This is a genomic window from Loigolactobacillus bifermentans DSM 20003 (genome assembly GCF_001434575.1).
In the GTDB taxonomy this organism is placed as follows: Bacteria; Bacillota; Bacilli; order Lactobacillales; family Lactobacillaceae; genus Loigolactobacillus; species Loigolactobacillus bifermentans.
In genome coordinates, this window is sequence record NZ_AZDA01000082.1 from 1 (window position 1) to 16,790 (window position 16,790).

Consider the following 16,790-nt stretch of genomic DNA (forward strand, 5'->3'; position numbering starts at 1 on the left):
TTCGACTACAAGAAGGCTGACTTCACGAAGATCCCTGACTTCTTGGAAACACAAACGCGTTTCTCACGCTTACATGGTGTGAAGAAAGACGATGCTGTCGTTGAAGAGATGTTCGACAAGACCGTTGACGATATGAAGCAGCGTACGAATAACTACGCCCAAATGGCTGCTATGAAAAAAGGCGGCAAATAATAAAAACAAATAAATGCAATTGCATTTGAATCAGATTGTTTTGAGCACTTCCTTCATTGGAAGTGCTTTTTTGTTGTTTAAATGAATTAGGATGTATGACATAAATAACATTTTAAATATATTACAAATGAATATGAATGTCAATTAGAAAATAGCGCTTTATTCATTGCAACAATAGGAAGGAAACCGTTTAATGGCCTTAATACCAATCATATCAATGTAAATGCTAACAGTGCTTGTTTAGTTAACTTTGAAATGTTTATATTTAAAAAGTATATAACGATTGCTAGCTAGATGGCTAAGTGTATTTTGTGATCATTTAGCGTGCGGATTGTTGGCGCCAGGTTGTTGCAGAACATATAAAAAAGGCGCTGATGATCGGCACCTTTTTTATATGATTTAAAGTTGATGCAGTGCATCTTGCAGCCACACTGTGTAATCACGTTCACGACGTACAGCGTGGGTTAAAATCAAAAAATGACCAAAATCAGTGGCGTTGGCACCGGTTGGAAATTTGGTGGTTAATTGCTGTGTCAGGTGGTTCAAACGTTGCTCATGTAACATTAGTTGTTCGATGAGCATTGGCCGCAAACGTGGATCATTTTGTTGCTGAATAAAATATAGTTTTAATACAAATTCGTCTTTGCCGTTGTGTGATTCTGGTGTCGGTGCACGCAGCCATTGGTTGAGTAGGGCTTGGCCGGTTTCAGTAATGGTGTAACGCTTACGTGTTAATTTTTCACCAGTTACTTCATCAGTGTGTGTCAGTAAGGCTTTGGCTTCAAGTGTTTTAAGCTGTGGATAGATTTGACTGTGTTTGGCGGACCAAAATTCGCCAATATCGTTATCAAAGGCTTTTGTTAAATCATATCCAGTTAAAGGTCGTTCATGAATTAAACCTAAAATAATAAATTGTAAAATATTGCGTTGTGCCATAATTTCCCCCTTGACGATGTTTTAAAAATAGTTTATCATAATTAGGTCGACAAAAACATGTAAATAATTACATGTATAAAATTAATAGTAAGAGGCGATTCAGTAATGACACAACATAATCAAATGGATAAGCAATTCAAAACGTTAGATGATTTCTTAGGGACACACTTTATTTATACGTATGATAATGGTTGGGAATATGAATGGTATGCTAAGAATGACCATACCGTTGATTATCGGATTCATGGTGGTATGGTGGCTGGACGCTGGGTAACCGATCAGACGGCCAACATTGTGATGCTGACCGCTGGCATTTATAAGGTTGCCTGGACGGAGCCAACAGGAACAGACGTGGCGTTGGACTTTTTGCCAAATGACCATAAGGTTAACGGAACGATTTTCTTTCCAAAGTGGGTGCAAGACCATCCTGAAATTACAGTGACTTATCAAAATGAGCATCTCGATGTGATGCATGCTGCACGAGAAAAATATGCCACTTATCCAAAACTAGTCGTACCTGAATTTGCAACGATTACGTACATGGGTAATGCGGGTCAGGATAACAATGAAGTGATTAGCGAGGCACCTTATGCCACTTTGCCGGACGATATTCGTGCAGGTCAATACTTTGATGCCGATTACCGACGCTTAAACCATTAAAAAATACCGCAAGCCGACTAACAGGCTTGCGGTATTTTTGTCGCTAAAAAAGCGCCATATTCTCAATCTGGAATGCCTGGCAAAATTCCTGATAAAAGACGCGCGCGCCAGGGTTGTGGTCTGTTTCGCGATAATAAATGTATTCATCATAACGACAATGCCGATTTGCTAGCGGAATAAAATGCAAGTTGTCCGGTGCAATCCGCTGTGCAAATTCTGGCACAATGACAATTCCCGAACCAGTTGAAGCTTCAAAAAGCGCAGTTGCTAAGTTTGGCATTTTTAAATAAGTGAGCTTGTTTTCAGTATAATTTTCCGCAATTTTCCAAATTTTGGCATAAGGCCCAAAGAGTTCATTGGCAAACGGCACGAGTAAGTTCTAACCGATCAGGTCGTTCATTAAAATCAAGTTTTTAGTTCGTAATGGATGTTTCGGGTGTAAGGCCACTGCCACTGCTTGACTATCAATAAAGCGCTTCTGAATGTGTGGTGGGGTGGTTACAAAGCGACAAGGTGTGAGAATAATATCGTAAGCAGGATCTTGCAAGACGGCTTCAGGGGTACCATTTGTTAGAACTTGAATATCAGTACGAATATTAGGGTGCTGCAAACGAAACTGTTGAATAAAATCGATTAAGCGTTGGGCATAAGATAATTCAACCACGCAAGCGATTCGAATGGTGGCTTCTGTGACATTGTGCCAGAACCGACTATTAACAATGGCACGGTCGCATTGGTCAATTAATTCCGGCGCCTTTTGTGATAAGACACGGCCAGCTTCCGTTAAGTTGACGTGGTGGGTGCTACGTGTTAATAGCGGGACATTAAATTCTTGTTCTAGTTCTTTAATATGGCGTGAAAGAACTGGTTGTGAGATATAAAGAATTTTCGCGGCTTTACTAAAGTTCAAGGTTTTTGAAAGCACAATAAATTCATATAACATTTGAGTATCCATTTCAGCTATTCCTTTCTCAAAAAGCGGCTGAGTTCTTCAATAAAGGTTTTGCCAGCCTCTGAGTAAGGGGGCTTTGTGGCAAATAATGCGTAATTTGGACGTTGTGAAATGCCAGTTAATGGTCGTGCAACACAGCCGGTTGGGACTTGGGTGAACGCCATTGGATAAAGCAAAATGCCTTTTTTCATGGCAACCAGGTCGTTATAAAACAATAAGGTTGAGATCTGGCGATAAGGCTGTGTTTCAAAGTGAGCGGTTTTTAAAAGATGAACCTGAAAATCACGGATCAGCGTATTTTTAGTTGTAGGGTACAAAATAAATTGTTCATTTTTTAATTGTGAAAGGGCAATCCGTTTTTGGGTGGCTAAAACATGGTCAGCAGGGAGCAAAACTTGTGGTGTGGTAGTCATCAGATTGATTTGAACCAGGTCAGTGGCGGCTAGTGGTTGGTCACTAGGGGCAAGGTAAAAGTCGATTAGGTGATTTCGGAGACCCTGGTGAAGCTCAAATTGCGTTTCATCAAAAATTTTAAAATGGATTTCTGGATGGACTAAGTTCCAATTAACCAAAAAAGTTTGTAAAAAACGAGGCATGCCTTCACCGGCAATCGCTAACTTCAACATGGTACGGTGTTCGTGAGCAATTTTACGTAGTGAGCTACTTAAGGTGCGATAAGCCTGACAAGCCTTTAAAGCCTCAGGATAAAAGTTTTCAGCTTCCTTGGTCAGCATGAGTTGGCCATGATCATAGGTGAACAGTGGGAATCCAAGATGATTGGCAAAACTTTTTTGACGTCGACTTAAGGTGGCCGGATTAACAGCTAAACATTTAGCGGCCTCTGTAAAGCTGCTTTTTTCAGCAATAACGACAAATTCATGTAATCGTTGAAAGTCCATAATGAGAAACACCTTCTTTGCTTAATTTCCATATGTTCAGATTAACACGAATGGTCAGATAAAAGGGTTACTTTTTAAGAATTTACGGCCGCCACACAAAAAAAGTGTATAACCCTTTGATCAAGTTACTTGAAAGCAGTTCTCAATTAAAAAATGAAAGTAAGATTTGTCGCGTTTTATGTTTTAACGGGATTTTTGAAAGTGATTATAAAGTGAAAGAATACACAAAATTATCATCTAATCACTTTTTGACATCTCGGTTCAAACGCCTTAACCGTTGCTATAATCGACTTATAAATCAGATGATATGATTTTTAAGAAAAATGTAGTCGTGATTGTCATCACGTGTTGATGACAATCTGATCCAGTTAAAGGAGGCAACATGATGTCGAAAGAAGATTTTTTAGCGGCGACTAATATGGCGGTGAATTTGACCTTAGATGGCGACAGTCAAACCAAGTTCGTTGATGCGTCACAGGCGTCTGAGGACGATGGCGATACTGTTAAAATTATCAAAACGGCTTGCCGAGCCTGTATTTCTAATTGTGGCGTCTTGGCGACGGTTAAAAATGGTCGCGTGATTCACTTAGAAGGTAATCCGGAAGATCCGATGAGTAATGGTCATATGTGTGCCAAAGGGTTGTCAGGAATTCAGGCGCTGTACAATCCAAATCGAAATAAGTACCCACTGATTCGGGTTGGCAAACGTGGCGAAAATAAATGGAAACGCATTTCTTGGAAGGAAGCCATTGATACAATTGCGCATAAATTAATGGCCGCCAAAAAAGATTTTGGCGCAGAAAGCGTCTTTTGTTCAACAGGTGGCGGGGGCAACCCAGAATTCTGGAGTATTTCCCGTTTCTGTAATATTTTTGGGACACCAAACTGGTTTGAACCAGGCTGCGCGCAATGTTATCTACCACGGATGTGTGTTTATGACATGATGTATGGCGGTACCAATGCGAGTATCGCGGATTCAAACGCGCAGGAAATTTATTTTGCCCATGATACAAAAATGAAGTCATTGGTTTTGTGGGGGGCTGATCCATCCTATTCAAGTCCGGCTTCCGGTGGCAGTGCTTTGGTTAATTTACGCGCACATGGCGTTAAAACGGTGGTCATTGATCCACGGATGACGCCAGACGCTGCGAAAGCAGATGTGTGGTTGCCTGTTCGACCAGGTTCAGATGTAGCCTTACAGTTGGCTTGGATCCGCTATATTATTGATCACAAACTTTATAATCATGACTTTGTGATGAAATGGACTAATTTACCTTATTTGGTCAACGTTGAAACCAAGTTGGAGTGGCGTGCCGCGAAAAGTTCGGATTCAAACCAGCCAGATACATTTATGGTGTGGGATCAAAAGACGAATGCGCCACAACCGCTTGCTTATCCTTGGAATGAGGATTTGGATGTGGCTTTAGAAGGGACCTTTGTGATCAACGGGGTCACTTATAAAACGGGTTTTCAATTATTAAAAGAGCGTGTTGAAGCCTATACCCTTGAAGAAGCAGCGAAGATTTGCTGGGTACCTCAAGATAAAATTGAAGCAGCGATTTTAACCTTTACTAATAATATGCCTGGAGGCCTCTGCATTGGGGTCGCTACGGATCAGTCACCAAACTCTGCTCAGGCTGCCATGGCCGCTGGGATCATTGATATGTTAATGGGGGATGTTGAACGACCAGGGGCCTTGCTGCAGCGCTTCGGTTCAGCTGGCGCCACCAACATGATTGGTTACTGTGTACCTCCCGCACAATCAAAATTACCAGATGAACAGTTGAAGAAGCGTTTAGGCACCATTGAACATAAGGGCTTGCACATGTGGTTAGCAGGTCATGCGCCTTCTGTGTTGCATGCTATTGAAACAGGTGACCCTTATCCATTACGTGTTTGGTTGGAACGTTCGGGTAATAAATTAGTGAATTTAGCGGATAGTCAGCGCTGGGCCAAAGCAACTGAAAAAGTTGATTTCATTGTGCATATGTACATGTATCCAACATCATTTTCAGCTTATGCGGATATGTTATTACCAACTGAAGAATGGCTTGAAACAGACATGATCGTTGAAACCTGTAATAAGTTAATGGCCCGTCAAGCGGTGACTCATTTGTGGGAAACCATTGATGAAACAGTCATTTGGTCGAAACTGGCTAAACGTTGTGCTGAATTAGGCCATGAAGGTTGCCGGAAAGCCTTTGATGCTGAGTATATGGGTGATGACTTACCTTATTGGGATTCAATGGAGGAATTACTGGATGCTAACCTAAAGAATACCAAGTTCACTTGGCAACAATTAAAGGCTGAGGCACCAGTTGAATACATGTCTGAAAAAGAATATCGCAGTTACTACACTTATTTGAAACCGAATGCAGCTGGACAACCACAAGGCTTCCCAACACCATCAAAGAAATTGGAACTTTATTTGGAAAGTATGATCACGTTAGGGCGTACAGGACAGCCTTACAGTCATTGTGAATTGCCAGCAGCGTCTCAAGATTACGATCCATTACCATACTATGAAGAGCCATATGAAAGTCCACTACCAGGCAGTAAAATGGCGGCAGAATACCCACTGGTCATGACCAATGGCCGGATTCCTTATTACCATCATGGCACGTTACGCAACGTTGCTTGGACACGGGAATTATACCCAGCACCTGAAGTGTGGATCCACCCACAAGCTGCTAAAAAGTACGGTGTTCAAGATGATCAATGGATTTGGGTTGAATCTTTGCGCGGGAAAGTCCGGGGTATTGCTCATATTACCTCAGGCATCAATCCAGGTTCTGTGTATATGGAGCGTTTCTGGGCCCCTGAAAACTTAAACAGCAAGACCCATGGTTGGCAAGAAATGAACGTTAACGTATTAGCCCGTTCAAAAGGGCCTTACAATGACGTATTTGGGACATATACGCTACGCGGCTATTTGGTTAAGATCTATCCTGCACCAGAAGGCGCACCAGAAGGGGTTTACTTAGAGCCAAAAGAATTTAAGTCGTTTTTAGCAACGCCTTCGGCCAAAACACCTGATATGACGAAGGGAGAAACAGTATAATGAAAAAAATCGCATTTGCAGTGGAATTAGATCGCTGTATTGGTTGTAAAGGCTGTCAGGTCGCTTGCAAAATGGAAAATCACCTGCCATTAGGCACCAATCGAACTTCTGTCAAGGAAATTGGACCAACAGGGGAATATCCCAATATTCAAATGTACTTTTTACCTGCCATGTGTCAGCAATGTGAGAATCCCACTTGTGTCAAAGTTTGCCCAACTGGCGCCTGCCACGTCAATCCTGAGGACGGTGTGATTGAAATTGATCGCGATAAATGTATCGGCTGTAAATCGTGTATTCGTGCCTGTCCTTACGAGGCCATTAGCTTTAACGAAGAATTACACGTTTCTGATAAGTGTGATGTGTGTGCCTTACGGCGCTTAACCGGCAATTTACCGGCTTGTGTTAAAAATTGTACAGGGGGCGCGTTACATGTTGGTGATCTTAACGATCCAAACAGTGATGTTTCAAAGTTGATTGCTGACGCTGGTGAAGAAAATGTGTATTCATTGCGTGATTTTGGTAACGGGCCTTCCGTAAAATACATTTTAAAAAATGATAAATGGCTGGATGTTTTACCACAAGAATGTGTCAGTGTCAGAAGGGGGAAGCGCAAATGAGCCCTAGTGAAGTGCAAACCTTAAATCAAAATCGACTTCATTTTTATCAATTGTTAGCCCGAGTGTATCAACATGAATTGTCTCAGAGCATGATTCAACAATTGGTACATGTAACGTTTCCTAAGCAAACGGGCTCGGCTGAAATGGATCGTGGTTATGGCTTGTTAGAACGCTATTTTGTTAATCATCAAATTGCTGCCATTGAGGAAGACTTGGCTTGCGACTATGCCAAAGTTTTCTTAGCAGCTGGTGAAACGAAAGGCAATGCTGCTTTTCCATATGAATCTGTTTATACTAGTGATGAGAAATTAGTCATGCAACAAGCTTGGGCCGATGTGCGCGCCATTTATGGTTTAGAGAAGCTGGCCTTAGACACTGAAATGGCGGATATTAAAGAAGATCATATTGCAGTTGAATTGAAGTTTATGGCCTACTTGTGCGAAAAAAACAATTTAGAAGCGCAACAAACGTTTTTAAAAACACATTTGTTAGATTGGATCGTCGATTTTTGCGAAGATATACGCAAGTATAGCCACACCGATTTTTATCGTGGTATCGCTGATTTAACAGTGGGCTTTTTGAAACGGGATGCAGCGTTGATTGAAACGCTGCAAACTGCAGCGCAGGCGCCTGCCACAAGTTTTACCATGGCCAATTCGGATTTTGATGCACTGATTCAGCAGTGGCAACAACATTATCATGTTTTTGCGCCAGCCTTTGTAAACGGGCGCAGTAATCAACACCGACCATTAGTCCGCTTCCAAGAAATCAACCAGGTCAGCGATATTGTTTACGATCGTCAGTCAGATTTTTCCGCCAAGGAAATTTATTATCCGATTATGCAAACCATGTTTTACTTCACGGAGCATGAGGTGAAGGAAAGCCGGTTGAAAGACGATAAGGATTATCTGATTTTTATGCACCCTTGCGATATTAATGCGTTGCGTCGAACCGATACCGTTTTCATGAAAAACGGTGGCTTAACGGATAGTTATTATAAACGGCTACGGGATAAAGTGAAAATTGTCATGATGGAATGCACACAAAGTTGTGAGAACTGTTTCTGTGTATCGATGAATTCAAATCGGTCGGATCATTATGATATGGCGGTGCGTTTTGATCAGCATCAAATGAATGTTAATGTGAAAGACCCAAGTTTCTTAGCTGATTTTCAAGCAGCGCAAACCAGTGATTTTCAACCACAGTTTATTTCAGAGAATCAAGCAACCGTAACCTTACCTGAAATTAATTCGCGGGAAGAATTGGATTTAGCCGGTCATTTGGATTATTGGCAAACCTTTAATGAACGTTGTATTGGTTGTGGTGGCTGTAACACAGTGTGCCCAACGTGTACTTGTTTTGACACGTTAGATGTGACTTATGACGAAAGCGGCAAACAAGGCGAACGGCGGCGCGTTTGGTCTTCTTGTATGTTGGATACTTTTACCCAAACAGCTGGTGGTAATCGCGCGCGGAAAACACCAGGCGATAATATGCGCTTTAAAACCTTGCATAAAGTTTACGATTACAAACAACGTTTTGGTGAAGAAAACATGTGTGTCGGCTGTGGCCGTTGTGTGATGCGCTGTCCCAAAGATATTTCATTTAGCGACACGATTAATGGCTTTACAGCTGCTTTCGCACAGGCTAAACAAGAACAGGCGGTGAAATAAATGGAAAATATAATGTTGCCTGAACCGCATCAAATCTTAGATGTGGTCAAAGAAACGCAAGCAGAATATACTTTTCGGGTAGCGTATGATAAGCCGACCCAGTATAATCAATTTTTCCAATTGTCCATCCCGAAAGTGGGGGAAGCGCCTATTTCAGTGAGTGGGAAAGGGAATGGTTACCTTGAATTCACCATGCGCAAAGTCGGTCGCTTAACAGAAGGGGTTTTTGGCCTTGATAAAGGGGATACGCTCTTTATGCGCGGCCCTTATGGCAATAGTTTTCCAGTTGCTGATTTTGAGGGTAAAGATCTGGTTGTTATCTGTGGTGGGACAGGGATGTCGCCAGTAAAAACGGTATTAACACACTTTATGGATCATCCTGAAATTTCTAAATCGGTACATTTCATTGTGGGTTTTAAGGATATTAACAGTGTCTTGTTTACGGACGCATTGAAAACCTTTAGTGAACAGCCGAAATTCCGCACCACGTATTGTTTGGACAACAGTGAAGCACCCGGTTTTCATAAAGGTTTTGTCACCCAATATATTAAAAACGTGCCCTTTGCTGATTTTGATGACTATAATGTTGCGATTGTTGGACCACCGATGATGATGGGATTTTCAGCACAAGAATGTTTGAAAAATGGGGCTGACCCTAAGAAAATCTGGGTTTCCTTTGAGCGTCGCATGTCGTGTGCTGTTGGTAAATGTGGCCATTGTAAGATCAATGATACCTATGTGTGTTTAGATGGCCCCGTATTCAATTATACGAAGGCAGCCCATTTATTTGATTAAACTAAAAACGAGGTAACGTCAATTTTGAGACGCTGCCTCGTTTTTAATTGCCTGCAACAATGGCTTTAACATGGGATTTTTGTTTTTAGGATCGTATAATGCCACAATGTCATACCGTTGCGTGTGTGAATCGACAATGGGTAAATAATTAATTTGTTGGTCAGCTTGAAGTTGTTTTTGAGAAATCAGACCACTGGGATAAAAAGCGTAGGCTTGATCCAGTGCGACTAAAAAATGCATTTGTTCCGTGCTGGTGACCCGTTGAATTTGCTCGTAATCGTGAATAAAGGGCATTGTTGCGAGAAAGCGATTTAATAAAAAGGTTGAACTTTCAGGACTGTAATAGAGCATTGGACGATTCCGCAGGTCTGTCGGTGTCAATTGGGTGTGTTGGCTAAGCGGATTTAACGTACTCACCCCAATGACCATCTTACCTTGATAAATGGACTGCGCCATCAGGGTTGAATCGTCAGGTAGTGAGGCAGTTCCATAACCAATGGATAGCGCTAAATCTAATTCGCCATTACTGACATTGTGTGTCAGGTGCTCGTTGCTACTTTCATGAATGTCAACCGCTAATCTAGGAAATTGTTGCCGAAGTTGAAATAGTGGATCTTGTAGCAGGTGCTTTTCGAAGGCCGAGAAATAGCCAACGCGCAGTCGTTGCTGTGTTTGATCATAATGTTGTAATGCCGTAAGCGCACTCATATAATGATTCACAATATCTTGAGCCGAAGTCAAAAATACTTTGCCTTGCGTTGTTAATGTGATTTTGTTGTTACCACGAATGAAAAGTGGCACATTTAATTCCGTTTCCAGCTGGGCCATTTGTTTAGACACAGCCCGTTGTGTCAAGTACTCCTGGGCAGCAACTTGCTTGAAACTGCCGTATTGTGCGACTTTTAAAAAGGTTCTTAAACGATTAATATCGATACTGATCACCTGATGAACCAGAACAAAAAGTTCGGCTGTTGAACTTTTTAAGCGGTTTGAATTTGATTGGTTTGCGGTTATGATGGACTTGTTTCATGAGGCAACCAATCTATTCATTATAAGGATAGAAGCCGTTTACCGTCAATTGTTCAAATTATAACTTGTGTCAAGCAAGGGGGAATCATAGATGACGATTAGTCAAAAAGAACGTTATGATATTGTCGTAGTTGGAACAGGTGCTGCTGGCACATCAGCGGCCTTGGAAGCAACACAACAAGGTGCCACTGTTTTGTTACTTGAAAAGGGACGCCATACAGGTGGCAGTAGTAATTATACAGAAGGGCTATTTGCGGTCGATTCATATCTCCAAAAGCAGCAAGGCATTCAGGTTTCTGGTACAGATGTTTTGAAAGAAGAAGTTGAATACTCAAAATTTAAAGCGGATTCACGCATTTGGCGGCGGTATGTCGATGATAGTGCAAATACCGTTCAATGGTTACGTGATCAAGGTGTGACTTATGAAGGTGTTCAGGCCATGGGGGCCGGTGAAGCAACTTGGCACATTTATGATGGGATGGGTCAGTCTGTGTTGCATGATCACTTATTACCACAGGCTGAAAAATTAGGTGTCGAATTATTAACATCTACCACAGCAGTTGAATTATTACAGGATCAAACAGGGGCGATCACTGGGGTTAAAATCCAAGATGAAATTACCCGCGATTTGCAAAATGTCCAAACATCAGCCGTGATTTTAGCCACCGGTGGTTATTTGAACAATCCTGAAATGATGGCCCAATTAACGGCCTATGACACGTCACGTTTGGTGCCGGTCAGCTCAGGAAAGGGCACGGGCGATGGGTTGCGGTTAGCCTGGAACGCAGGTGCAAAACAGTATGGCACTGGCATGGCCATGTTATTTGGCGGTTATCTCAAAGATCCAGACGAACCATCGTTTAAACTGATGGCATCCCAAATGAATACCGCCGCTGGTCAACAGCCGTTACTTTGGGTCAATGAACACGGTGAGCGTTTTGTAGATGAATCTGTTGTGTATAATTTTTCATATGCTGGTAATGCGTTGTATACGCAAAACCAAGTTTTCAGCATTTTAGACCAAGGCGTGATCGATAAAATGGCCACTGACGGTCATTTTATGGGACTTGGCGTTTATGTGAAGCGTGGTGAAAAAATGGCCACTTTGCAGGCCGAGTTAGATGAAACTGTGGCTGCCCATAAACCGTTTATTTTTAAAGCAGATACGATTGAAGCGTTAGCGCAGGCTATGGGGATGTCGGAAACAGCCTTGACACAAACTGTGTTAACTTACAATCAGTTTTGTGCAGCTGGTGTCGATCAGGACTTTGGTAAGGCGCAGCAATATCTTGTGCCAGTTACAAAAGGACCGTTTTATGGTTTTAAGTTAAACGTTGGTGCGTTTTGCACCATGGGTGGCTTACAAGTCACAACTGACAATGCCGTTTTAACAAATGCCGGCACGCCGATTCCAGGCCTATATGCTGCTGGTAATGACGCGTCTGGTTTAACCGGTGATACCTATGGGCCCAATATGCCAGGCACTTGTGTTGGGTATGCTTTCTATTCAGGTCGCAACGCTGGCCACCATGCGGCGCAAGCTTAAAAATAAGGTGAAAACTCAGATTTAAAAACAGATTGTTAAGCTGTGTCTCGTTATCAAGAGACTGTGAATGGCAGCGACAAAACAAATACCCGATTATCATGACGAGCTTTGGTCATGATAATCGGGTATTTACTTGGACCGCGTTTTGGTAAAGCTTTGCCAGTCACTGTTGCATCAAGTATTTTGTTTGGTTATTCTGCTGGGTAGCCATCGTGGCGACTTTCATCCCCGTTGACAACTTGTCGAAAGTCGAGAAAGTGCGCATCTGCTGCCCGTAGTAGCGCCTCAGCGCTTCCTAAATTGGTGGCTAAAGGAATATTGTAAACGTCAGCCAGTCGAATCAGGGCGTTAACATCTGGTTCATGTGGTTGGGCGGTTAGTGGATCGCGCAAAAAGATGATTAGGTCCAATTTGTTTTGCGCAATTAAGGCACCGATTTCTTGGTCGCCACCTAGCGGTCCGGAGTTAAAACAGGTTACAGGTAAGCCAGTCGTTTCTGCAATTAAAGTGCCAGTATGGCCCGTGCCAAATAGTGTGTGTTGTGCCAAAATATCACGGTAGGCCAGTACCAACTGTTTCATAAAGGGTTTCTTTTCATCGTGGGCAATGAGAGCAATATTTATGAGTCAACCACCTTTCTAAAATCAGTATACAAAAGCAGCTGGTGACAATGCAACTGTAAAGTGGTCGCCTCTGTTTTTCTTGATCAGAAGTGCTATGATGAATGTTAGTGTAACCCCTTTCTTTTATATCGTAATCATGGCATACTAGTGATAACGATTGTGGATGTTGAAAGGTTACAAAGCGAAAGGAGTTTTTTGCATGCATTATACCAATGGAAACTATGAAGCTTTTGCCAGACCACGAAAACCAGCTGGCGTTGATCAGAAATCGGCCTATATTGTGGGGACCGGTTTAGCCGGTTTAGCGGCTGCTGCATTTTTAATTCGGGATGGTCAAATGCCCGGAGACCACATTCATTTGTTTGAAGAATTACCATTAGGTGGGGGCTCATTAGACGGTGAAAGTCGGCCTGATATTGGTTTTGTAACCCGTGGTGGTCGTGAAATGGAAGATCACTTTGAATGTTTATGGGATCTTTATCGTTCTATTCCATCTTTAGAAATTGAAGGGGCCTCATATTTAGATGAATATTACTGGTTGGATAAAGATGATCCTAACTCATCGAATTGTCGCCTAATCTATCAACGTGGGAATCAAGTGCCGGATGATGGCCAGTATACGTTAGGCAAAACATCAAAGGAAATTATGAAGTTGGTGCTGACGCCAGAAGCTAAGTTGGGCAAGCAAACAATCGGTGAATACTTTACACCGGCGTTTTTTGATAGTAATTTTTGGATCTATTGGTCAACCATGTTTGCTTTTGAAAAATGGCATTCAGTGGTTGAAATGCGGCGTTATGCCATGCGTTTCATTCATCATATTGATGGCTTGCCTGATTTCACCGCACTGAAATTTAACAAGTACAATCAATATGACTCAATGGTCTTACCACTGATCAAGTACTTAGAAAGTCACCAGGTTGCGATTCAGTACGATACCACGGTGCAAAACGTGATCGTGACGACTAAAGGTGCCGAGAAACACGCTGAGAAGCTGTTGTTAACGGTAAAAGGTGCACCACAAGAAATCAATTTAACGGACAATGATTTGGTTTTCGTGACCAACGGTTCCATTACTGAAAGTACAACTTATGGGGATCATCACACACCAGCACCCGTTTCCAAAGCAGTCGGTGGCAGCTGGCAGCTATGGGAAAATTTGGCCAAGCAATCACCAGATTTCGGTCATCCCAAAGTCTTCTATAAGAATATTCCGGCTAAAAGTTGGTTTGTATCCGCAACGGCCACGATTGAAAATACAGCAGTTGATCCGTATATCGAACGTCTGACAAAGCGGGATCTACATGATGGTAAAGTCAATACCGGTGGGATTATCACGGTAACAGATTCAAGCTGGGATCTTAGTTTTACCATTCACCGGCAACCACATTTTAAGAACCAAAAGCCAAATGAAACGGTGGTTTGGATCTATGCGCTGTACTCTGATACAGAAGGTGATTACATTCATAAAAAAATCACAGACTGTACCGGAGAAGAGATTACCCAAGAGTGGTTGTATCATTTAGGTGTCCCGACCAGCTTGATTGGTCAATTGTCACAACAAGAATCGATTAACACAAATCCAGTGTATATGCCTTACATTACGGCATACTTTATGCCTCGTTTGAAAGGTGACCGGCCAGCTGTTGTTCCAAAAGGCTCACAAAATATTGCCTTTATTGGAAACTTTGCGGAGTCACCATCGCGAGATACCGTGTTTACCACTGAATATTCTGTGAGAACGGCAATGGAGGCAGTTTATACGCTATTAGCGATTGAACGTGGCGTGCCAGAAGTCTTTAATTCCGTTTATGACATTCGTGAATTATTAAAATCAACCTATTATTTAGGCGATAAGAAAAAATTAACTGAAACCAAGCTACCGATTCCAGCACCGATTAAACGCCGAATCGTGCGTAAAGTTCGTGGGACTTGGATCGGTGAACTATTACGCAATGCAAAATTATTGTAAGTCAACAATTCAATCTTGTACAATTAAGTTTCACTTGACTATTTAGAATGATTCTCTTATAATAATAGTTGTCAATAAGACAATCAAATTTAACTGGAGGTTTTTAAATGTCAGATTTTACACAAACAAAGCAGCAGCTAAACCAACTCATTGCAGATCTCAGTCAATTACAAGTCAATATTCAACAAACGCATTGGTTTGTTCGTGGCCCACAGTTCTTCAAGATCCATCCTTTAATGGATGACTATAATGATGCGTTAGCAGCTCAGTTAGATGAAGTCGCAGAACGTTTAATTGCCATCGGTGGGACGCCTTATGCAACGACCCATGAATTTATCGAACATACTGGGTTACCTGATGAAAAAATCACTTGGAATCAATATTCAATGGTTGAATTGATGACACGGTTAAATGATCAATTTAAGTATCTGAATACGCAGTATCAAAAAGGAATTGAGATTACGGATGCTGAAAAAGATTTCTCAACCCAAGATATGTTGATTGCGGCGCACACAGAAATTGATAAGTATATTTGGATGATCTCTGCTTACTTAGGCAAAGGTCCCCAAGAATAAAATTAATAAAAAATGCTTGCCTCGATGATGAGACAAGCATTTTTTATTGGTCTGAACGGAACGATTGCCCCTCAACTGTTATTTGGTCACGGCCATTCCGCTTTGATTGGTATAAATAATCATCTGCGCGTTTAAAACCTGCTGTGGCGTCATGATCGTTACCGTTGATGTAAGCGAGTCCGAAAGAGGCTGTAATTTGAAAATTAATATCAGTCGTTGTGATTGACATGGTGCGCAATTGTTGTTGGCACATGGTCGCAATTTTAGTAGCTGTTTGGAGGTCCGTTGCGGGTAAAATAATCGCAAATTCTTCACCGCCAGTGCGATACAGGTCATAACGGCTGTTTTGTTGTTTTAAAATGGTGCTGAATTGAGTTGCAACCATCATTAAGACTTGATTGCCCACTAGGTGGCCATGTTGATCATTAATTTGCTTAAAATGATCAATATCAAAAACAATTAAACTAAAATGGGTGGGCAGTTCTGAATACACTTGCGTAAGGTCGTGTCGAAAGGTAAACCAATTGCGTGCACGGGTCAGCGCATCATATTGTGCCTCACGGGTTAATTTTGTGATGACTTGCTGATCGTGTTGGCGGGTATTATCATAAACCCATAACGCATAGTAAGCCCAGGCAAAGGCAATGTATTGCCCAATCGTAAACCACCAATTGAGACGTACTGGAAACATGGTATGTAGTTTCAGCCAAAACATCGCGCCTACAAATAATGGCGGCAACAAATAGAGAATTGGCCGTTTAGCCAGGTAATCGCCATACCAGTGTTCGCCGTAAACAATCATATTTGCAATTAAAAAAAGGATCCAGTTGCTGAAGGTCATGCCGCCAGCCGCAACGAATGTCATTGCACCAACAACTTGTACCACTGTAAAAGCCAGGAAGTTAGGAATTAAAAGGTTGCTATACAACATGACGATCACTTGAATATTCAATAGAATCCAGTAAAGTGTATTATTTGTCCCAACACCAATAAAATGCAAGAGGACAATAACCAAGCAAAGATATAAGATTTGTGGGTAGTTTTCCTGTAATGGACTTAGCCAATGGTGTTTGATCGCGTTTTGACGCGTACCGTGGTCGATTTGATCGTAGACAACAGCCAAACCTTGGGTACTGGCCACAACAAGTAAAATACTGGTTAAATAGTAGCGTAGCAGTGTAGCCACCTCCAAGCGTTAACCTTATCATAGGGGTTTAATGAACGTGCGTCAATTGATCAACCAAGTATGAATCTAATTGC

Annotated in this window: 15 protein-coding genes and 1 pseudogene; 9 read left to right on the forward strand and 7 right to left on the reverse strand. The window is 41.9% G+C overall.

The annotated features are described in order from the left end of the window. Positions 1 to 192, forward strand: a pseudogene (locus FC07_RS15980) (thiamine pyrophosphate-dependent enzyme); the annotation flags it as partial. A gap of 399 nt (positions 193 to 591) precedes the next feature. On the opposite strand, the gene FC07_RS08980 reads toward FC07_RS15980, so the two are convergent. Next, entirely contained in the window at positions 592 to 1,128 is a 537-nt protein-coding gene (locus FC07_RS08980; RefSeq protein WP_057904767.1) for a PadR family transcriptional regulator, read from the reverse strand. 123 nt (positions 1,129 to 1,251) lie between these two features. On the opposite strand from FC07_RS08980, the gene FC07_RS08985 reads away from it, so the two are divergent. Then, on the forward strand, positions 1,252 to 1,788 hold the full coding sequence (locus FC07_RS08985; protein WP_057904815.1) for a phenolic acid decarboxylase: 537 nt from the start codon (positions 1,252 to 1,254) through the stop codon (positions 1,786 to 1,788). Between the two features lie 43 nt (positions 1,789 to 1,831). Here the strand turns inward: FC07_RS08985 and FC07_RS08990 are convergent, their stop codons facing one another. Genes FC07_RS08990 through FC07_RS09000 form a run of 3 tightly spaced genes read right to left on the reverse strand, consistent with a single transcriptional unit; the run spans position 1,832 to position 3,639 of the window. Continuing rightward, positions 1,832 to 2,158 (reverse strand): type 2 periplasmic-binding domain-containing protein, encoded by a 327-nt coding sequence (locus tag FC07_RS08990; RefSeq protein ID WP_057904768.1) that lies wholly within the window; start codon positions 2,156 to 2,158, stop codon positions 1,832 to 1,834. Between the two features lie 9 nt (positions 2,159 to 2,167). Further along, positions 2,168 to 2,743: a LysR family transcriptional regulator gene (locus FC07_RS08995; protein ID WP_057904769.1), complete on the reverse strand. Its 576-nt coding sequence runs from the start codon at positions 2,741 to 2,743 to the stop codon at positions 2,168 to 2,170. 5 nt (positions 2,744 to 2,748) lie between these two features. After that, complete coding sequence (locus FC07_RS09000; protein WP_057904770.1) at positions 2,749 to 3,639, reverse strand: LysR family transcriptional regulator; 891 nt, start codon at positions 3,637 to 3,639, stop codon at positions 2,749 to 2,751. Between the two features lie 385 nt (positions 3,640 to 4,024). Between FC07_RS09000 and FC07_RS09005 the strand changes: the two genes are divergently transcribed. Genes FC07_RS09005 through asrB form a run of 4 tightly spaced genes read left to right on the forward strand, consistent with a single transcriptional unit; the run spans position 4,025 to position 9,785 of the window. Then, positions 4,025 to 6,700 (forward strand): molybdopterin-containing oxidoreductase family protein, encoded by a 2,676-nt coding sequence (locus FC07_RS09005; RefSeq protein WP_202813447.1) that lies wholly within the window; start codon positions 4,025 to 4,027, stop codon positions 6,698 to 6,700. Further along, positions 6,700 to 7,317, forward strand: coding sequence for a 4Fe-4S dicluster domain-containing protein (locus tag FC07_RS09010; protein WP_057904772.1), 618 nt, complete (start codon positions 6,700 to 6,702; stop codon positions 7,315 to 7,317). Before FC07_RS09005 ends, FC07_RS09010 begins: the two co-directional genes overlap by 1 nt. Continuing rightward, entirely contained in the window at positions 7,314 to 8,990 is a 1,677-nt protein-coding gene (asrA, locus tag FC07_RS15635) for an anaerobic sulfite reductase subunit AsrA (protein ID WP_162255872.1), read from the forward strand. The genes FC07_RS09010 and asrA overlap by 4 nt, the downstream gene beginning before the upstream one ends. Then, positions 8,991 to 9,785: an anaerobic sulfite reductase subunit AsrB gene (gene asrB / locus FC07_RS09020; RefSeq protein WP_057904773.1), complete on the forward strand. Its 795-nt coding sequence runs from the start codon at positions 8,991 to 8,993 to the stop codon at positions 9,783 to 9,785. Between the two features lie 18 nt (positions 9,786 to 9,803). On the opposite strand, the gene FC07_RS09025 is transcribed toward asrB, so the two are convergent. Then, a complete protein-coding gene (locus tag FC07_RS09025) occupies positions 9,804 to 10,727 on the reverse strand; it encodes a LysR family transcriptional regulator (RefSeq protein ID WP_235807490.1) in 924 nt (307 codons plus the stop codon). Positions 10,728 to 10,905: 178 nt separating this feature from the next. On the opposite strand from FC07_RS09025, the gene FC07_RS09030 reads away from it, so the two are divergent. After that, on the forward strand, positions 10,906 to 12,360 hold the full coding sequence (locus FC07_RS09030) for a vinyl phenol reductase (RefSeq protein WP_057904774.1): 1,455 nt from the start codon (positions 10,906 to 10,908) through the stop codon (positions 12,358 to 12,360). 191 nt (positions 12,361 to 12,551) lie between these two features. Here FC07_RS09030 and FC07_RS09035 read toward each other — a convergent pair whose 3' ends face one another. Continuing rightward, positions 12,552 to 12,983: a methylglyoxal synthase gene (locus FC07_RS09035; protein WP_057904775.1), complete on the reverse strand. Its 432-nt coding sequence runs from the start codon at positions 12,981 to 12,983 to the stop codon at positions 12,552 to 12,554. A gap of 199 nt (positions 12,984 to 13,182) precedes the next feature. On the opposite strand from FC07_RS09035, the gene FC07_RS09040 reads away from it, so the two are divergent. Together FC07_RS09040 and FC07_RS09045 are read left to right on the forward strand one after the other, a co-directional pair. After that, positions 13,183 to 14,955: an oleate hydratase gene (locus tag FC07_RS09040; RefSeq protein ID WP_057904776.1), complete on the forward strand. Its 1,773-nt coding sequence runs from the start codon at positions 13,183 to 13,185 to the stop codon at positions 14,953 to 14,955. A 107-nt stretch (positions 14,956 to 15,062) separates the two neighbouring features. Continuing rightward, the gene (locus FC07_RS09045) at positions 15,063 to 15,530 is read left to right on the forward strand and encodes a Dps family protein (protein ID WP_057904777.1); all 468 of its coding nucleotides are present in this window, start codon (positions 15,063 to 15,065) and stop codon (positions 15,528 to 15,530) included. A gap of 43 nt (positions 15,531 to 15,573) precedes the next feature. Here the strand turns inward: FC07_RS09045 and FC07_RS09050 are convergent, their stop codons facing one another. Beyond that, positions 15,574 to 16,716 carry a GGDEF domain-containing protein gene (locus FC07_RS09050; RefSeq protein WP_235807493.1) on the reverse strand — a complete coding sequence of 381 codons (1,143 nt, stop codon included), beginning with the start codon at positions 16,714 to 16,716 and terminating at the stop codon, positions 15,574 to 15,576. Between the last annotated feature and the right edge of the window lie 74 nt (positions 16,717 to 16,790).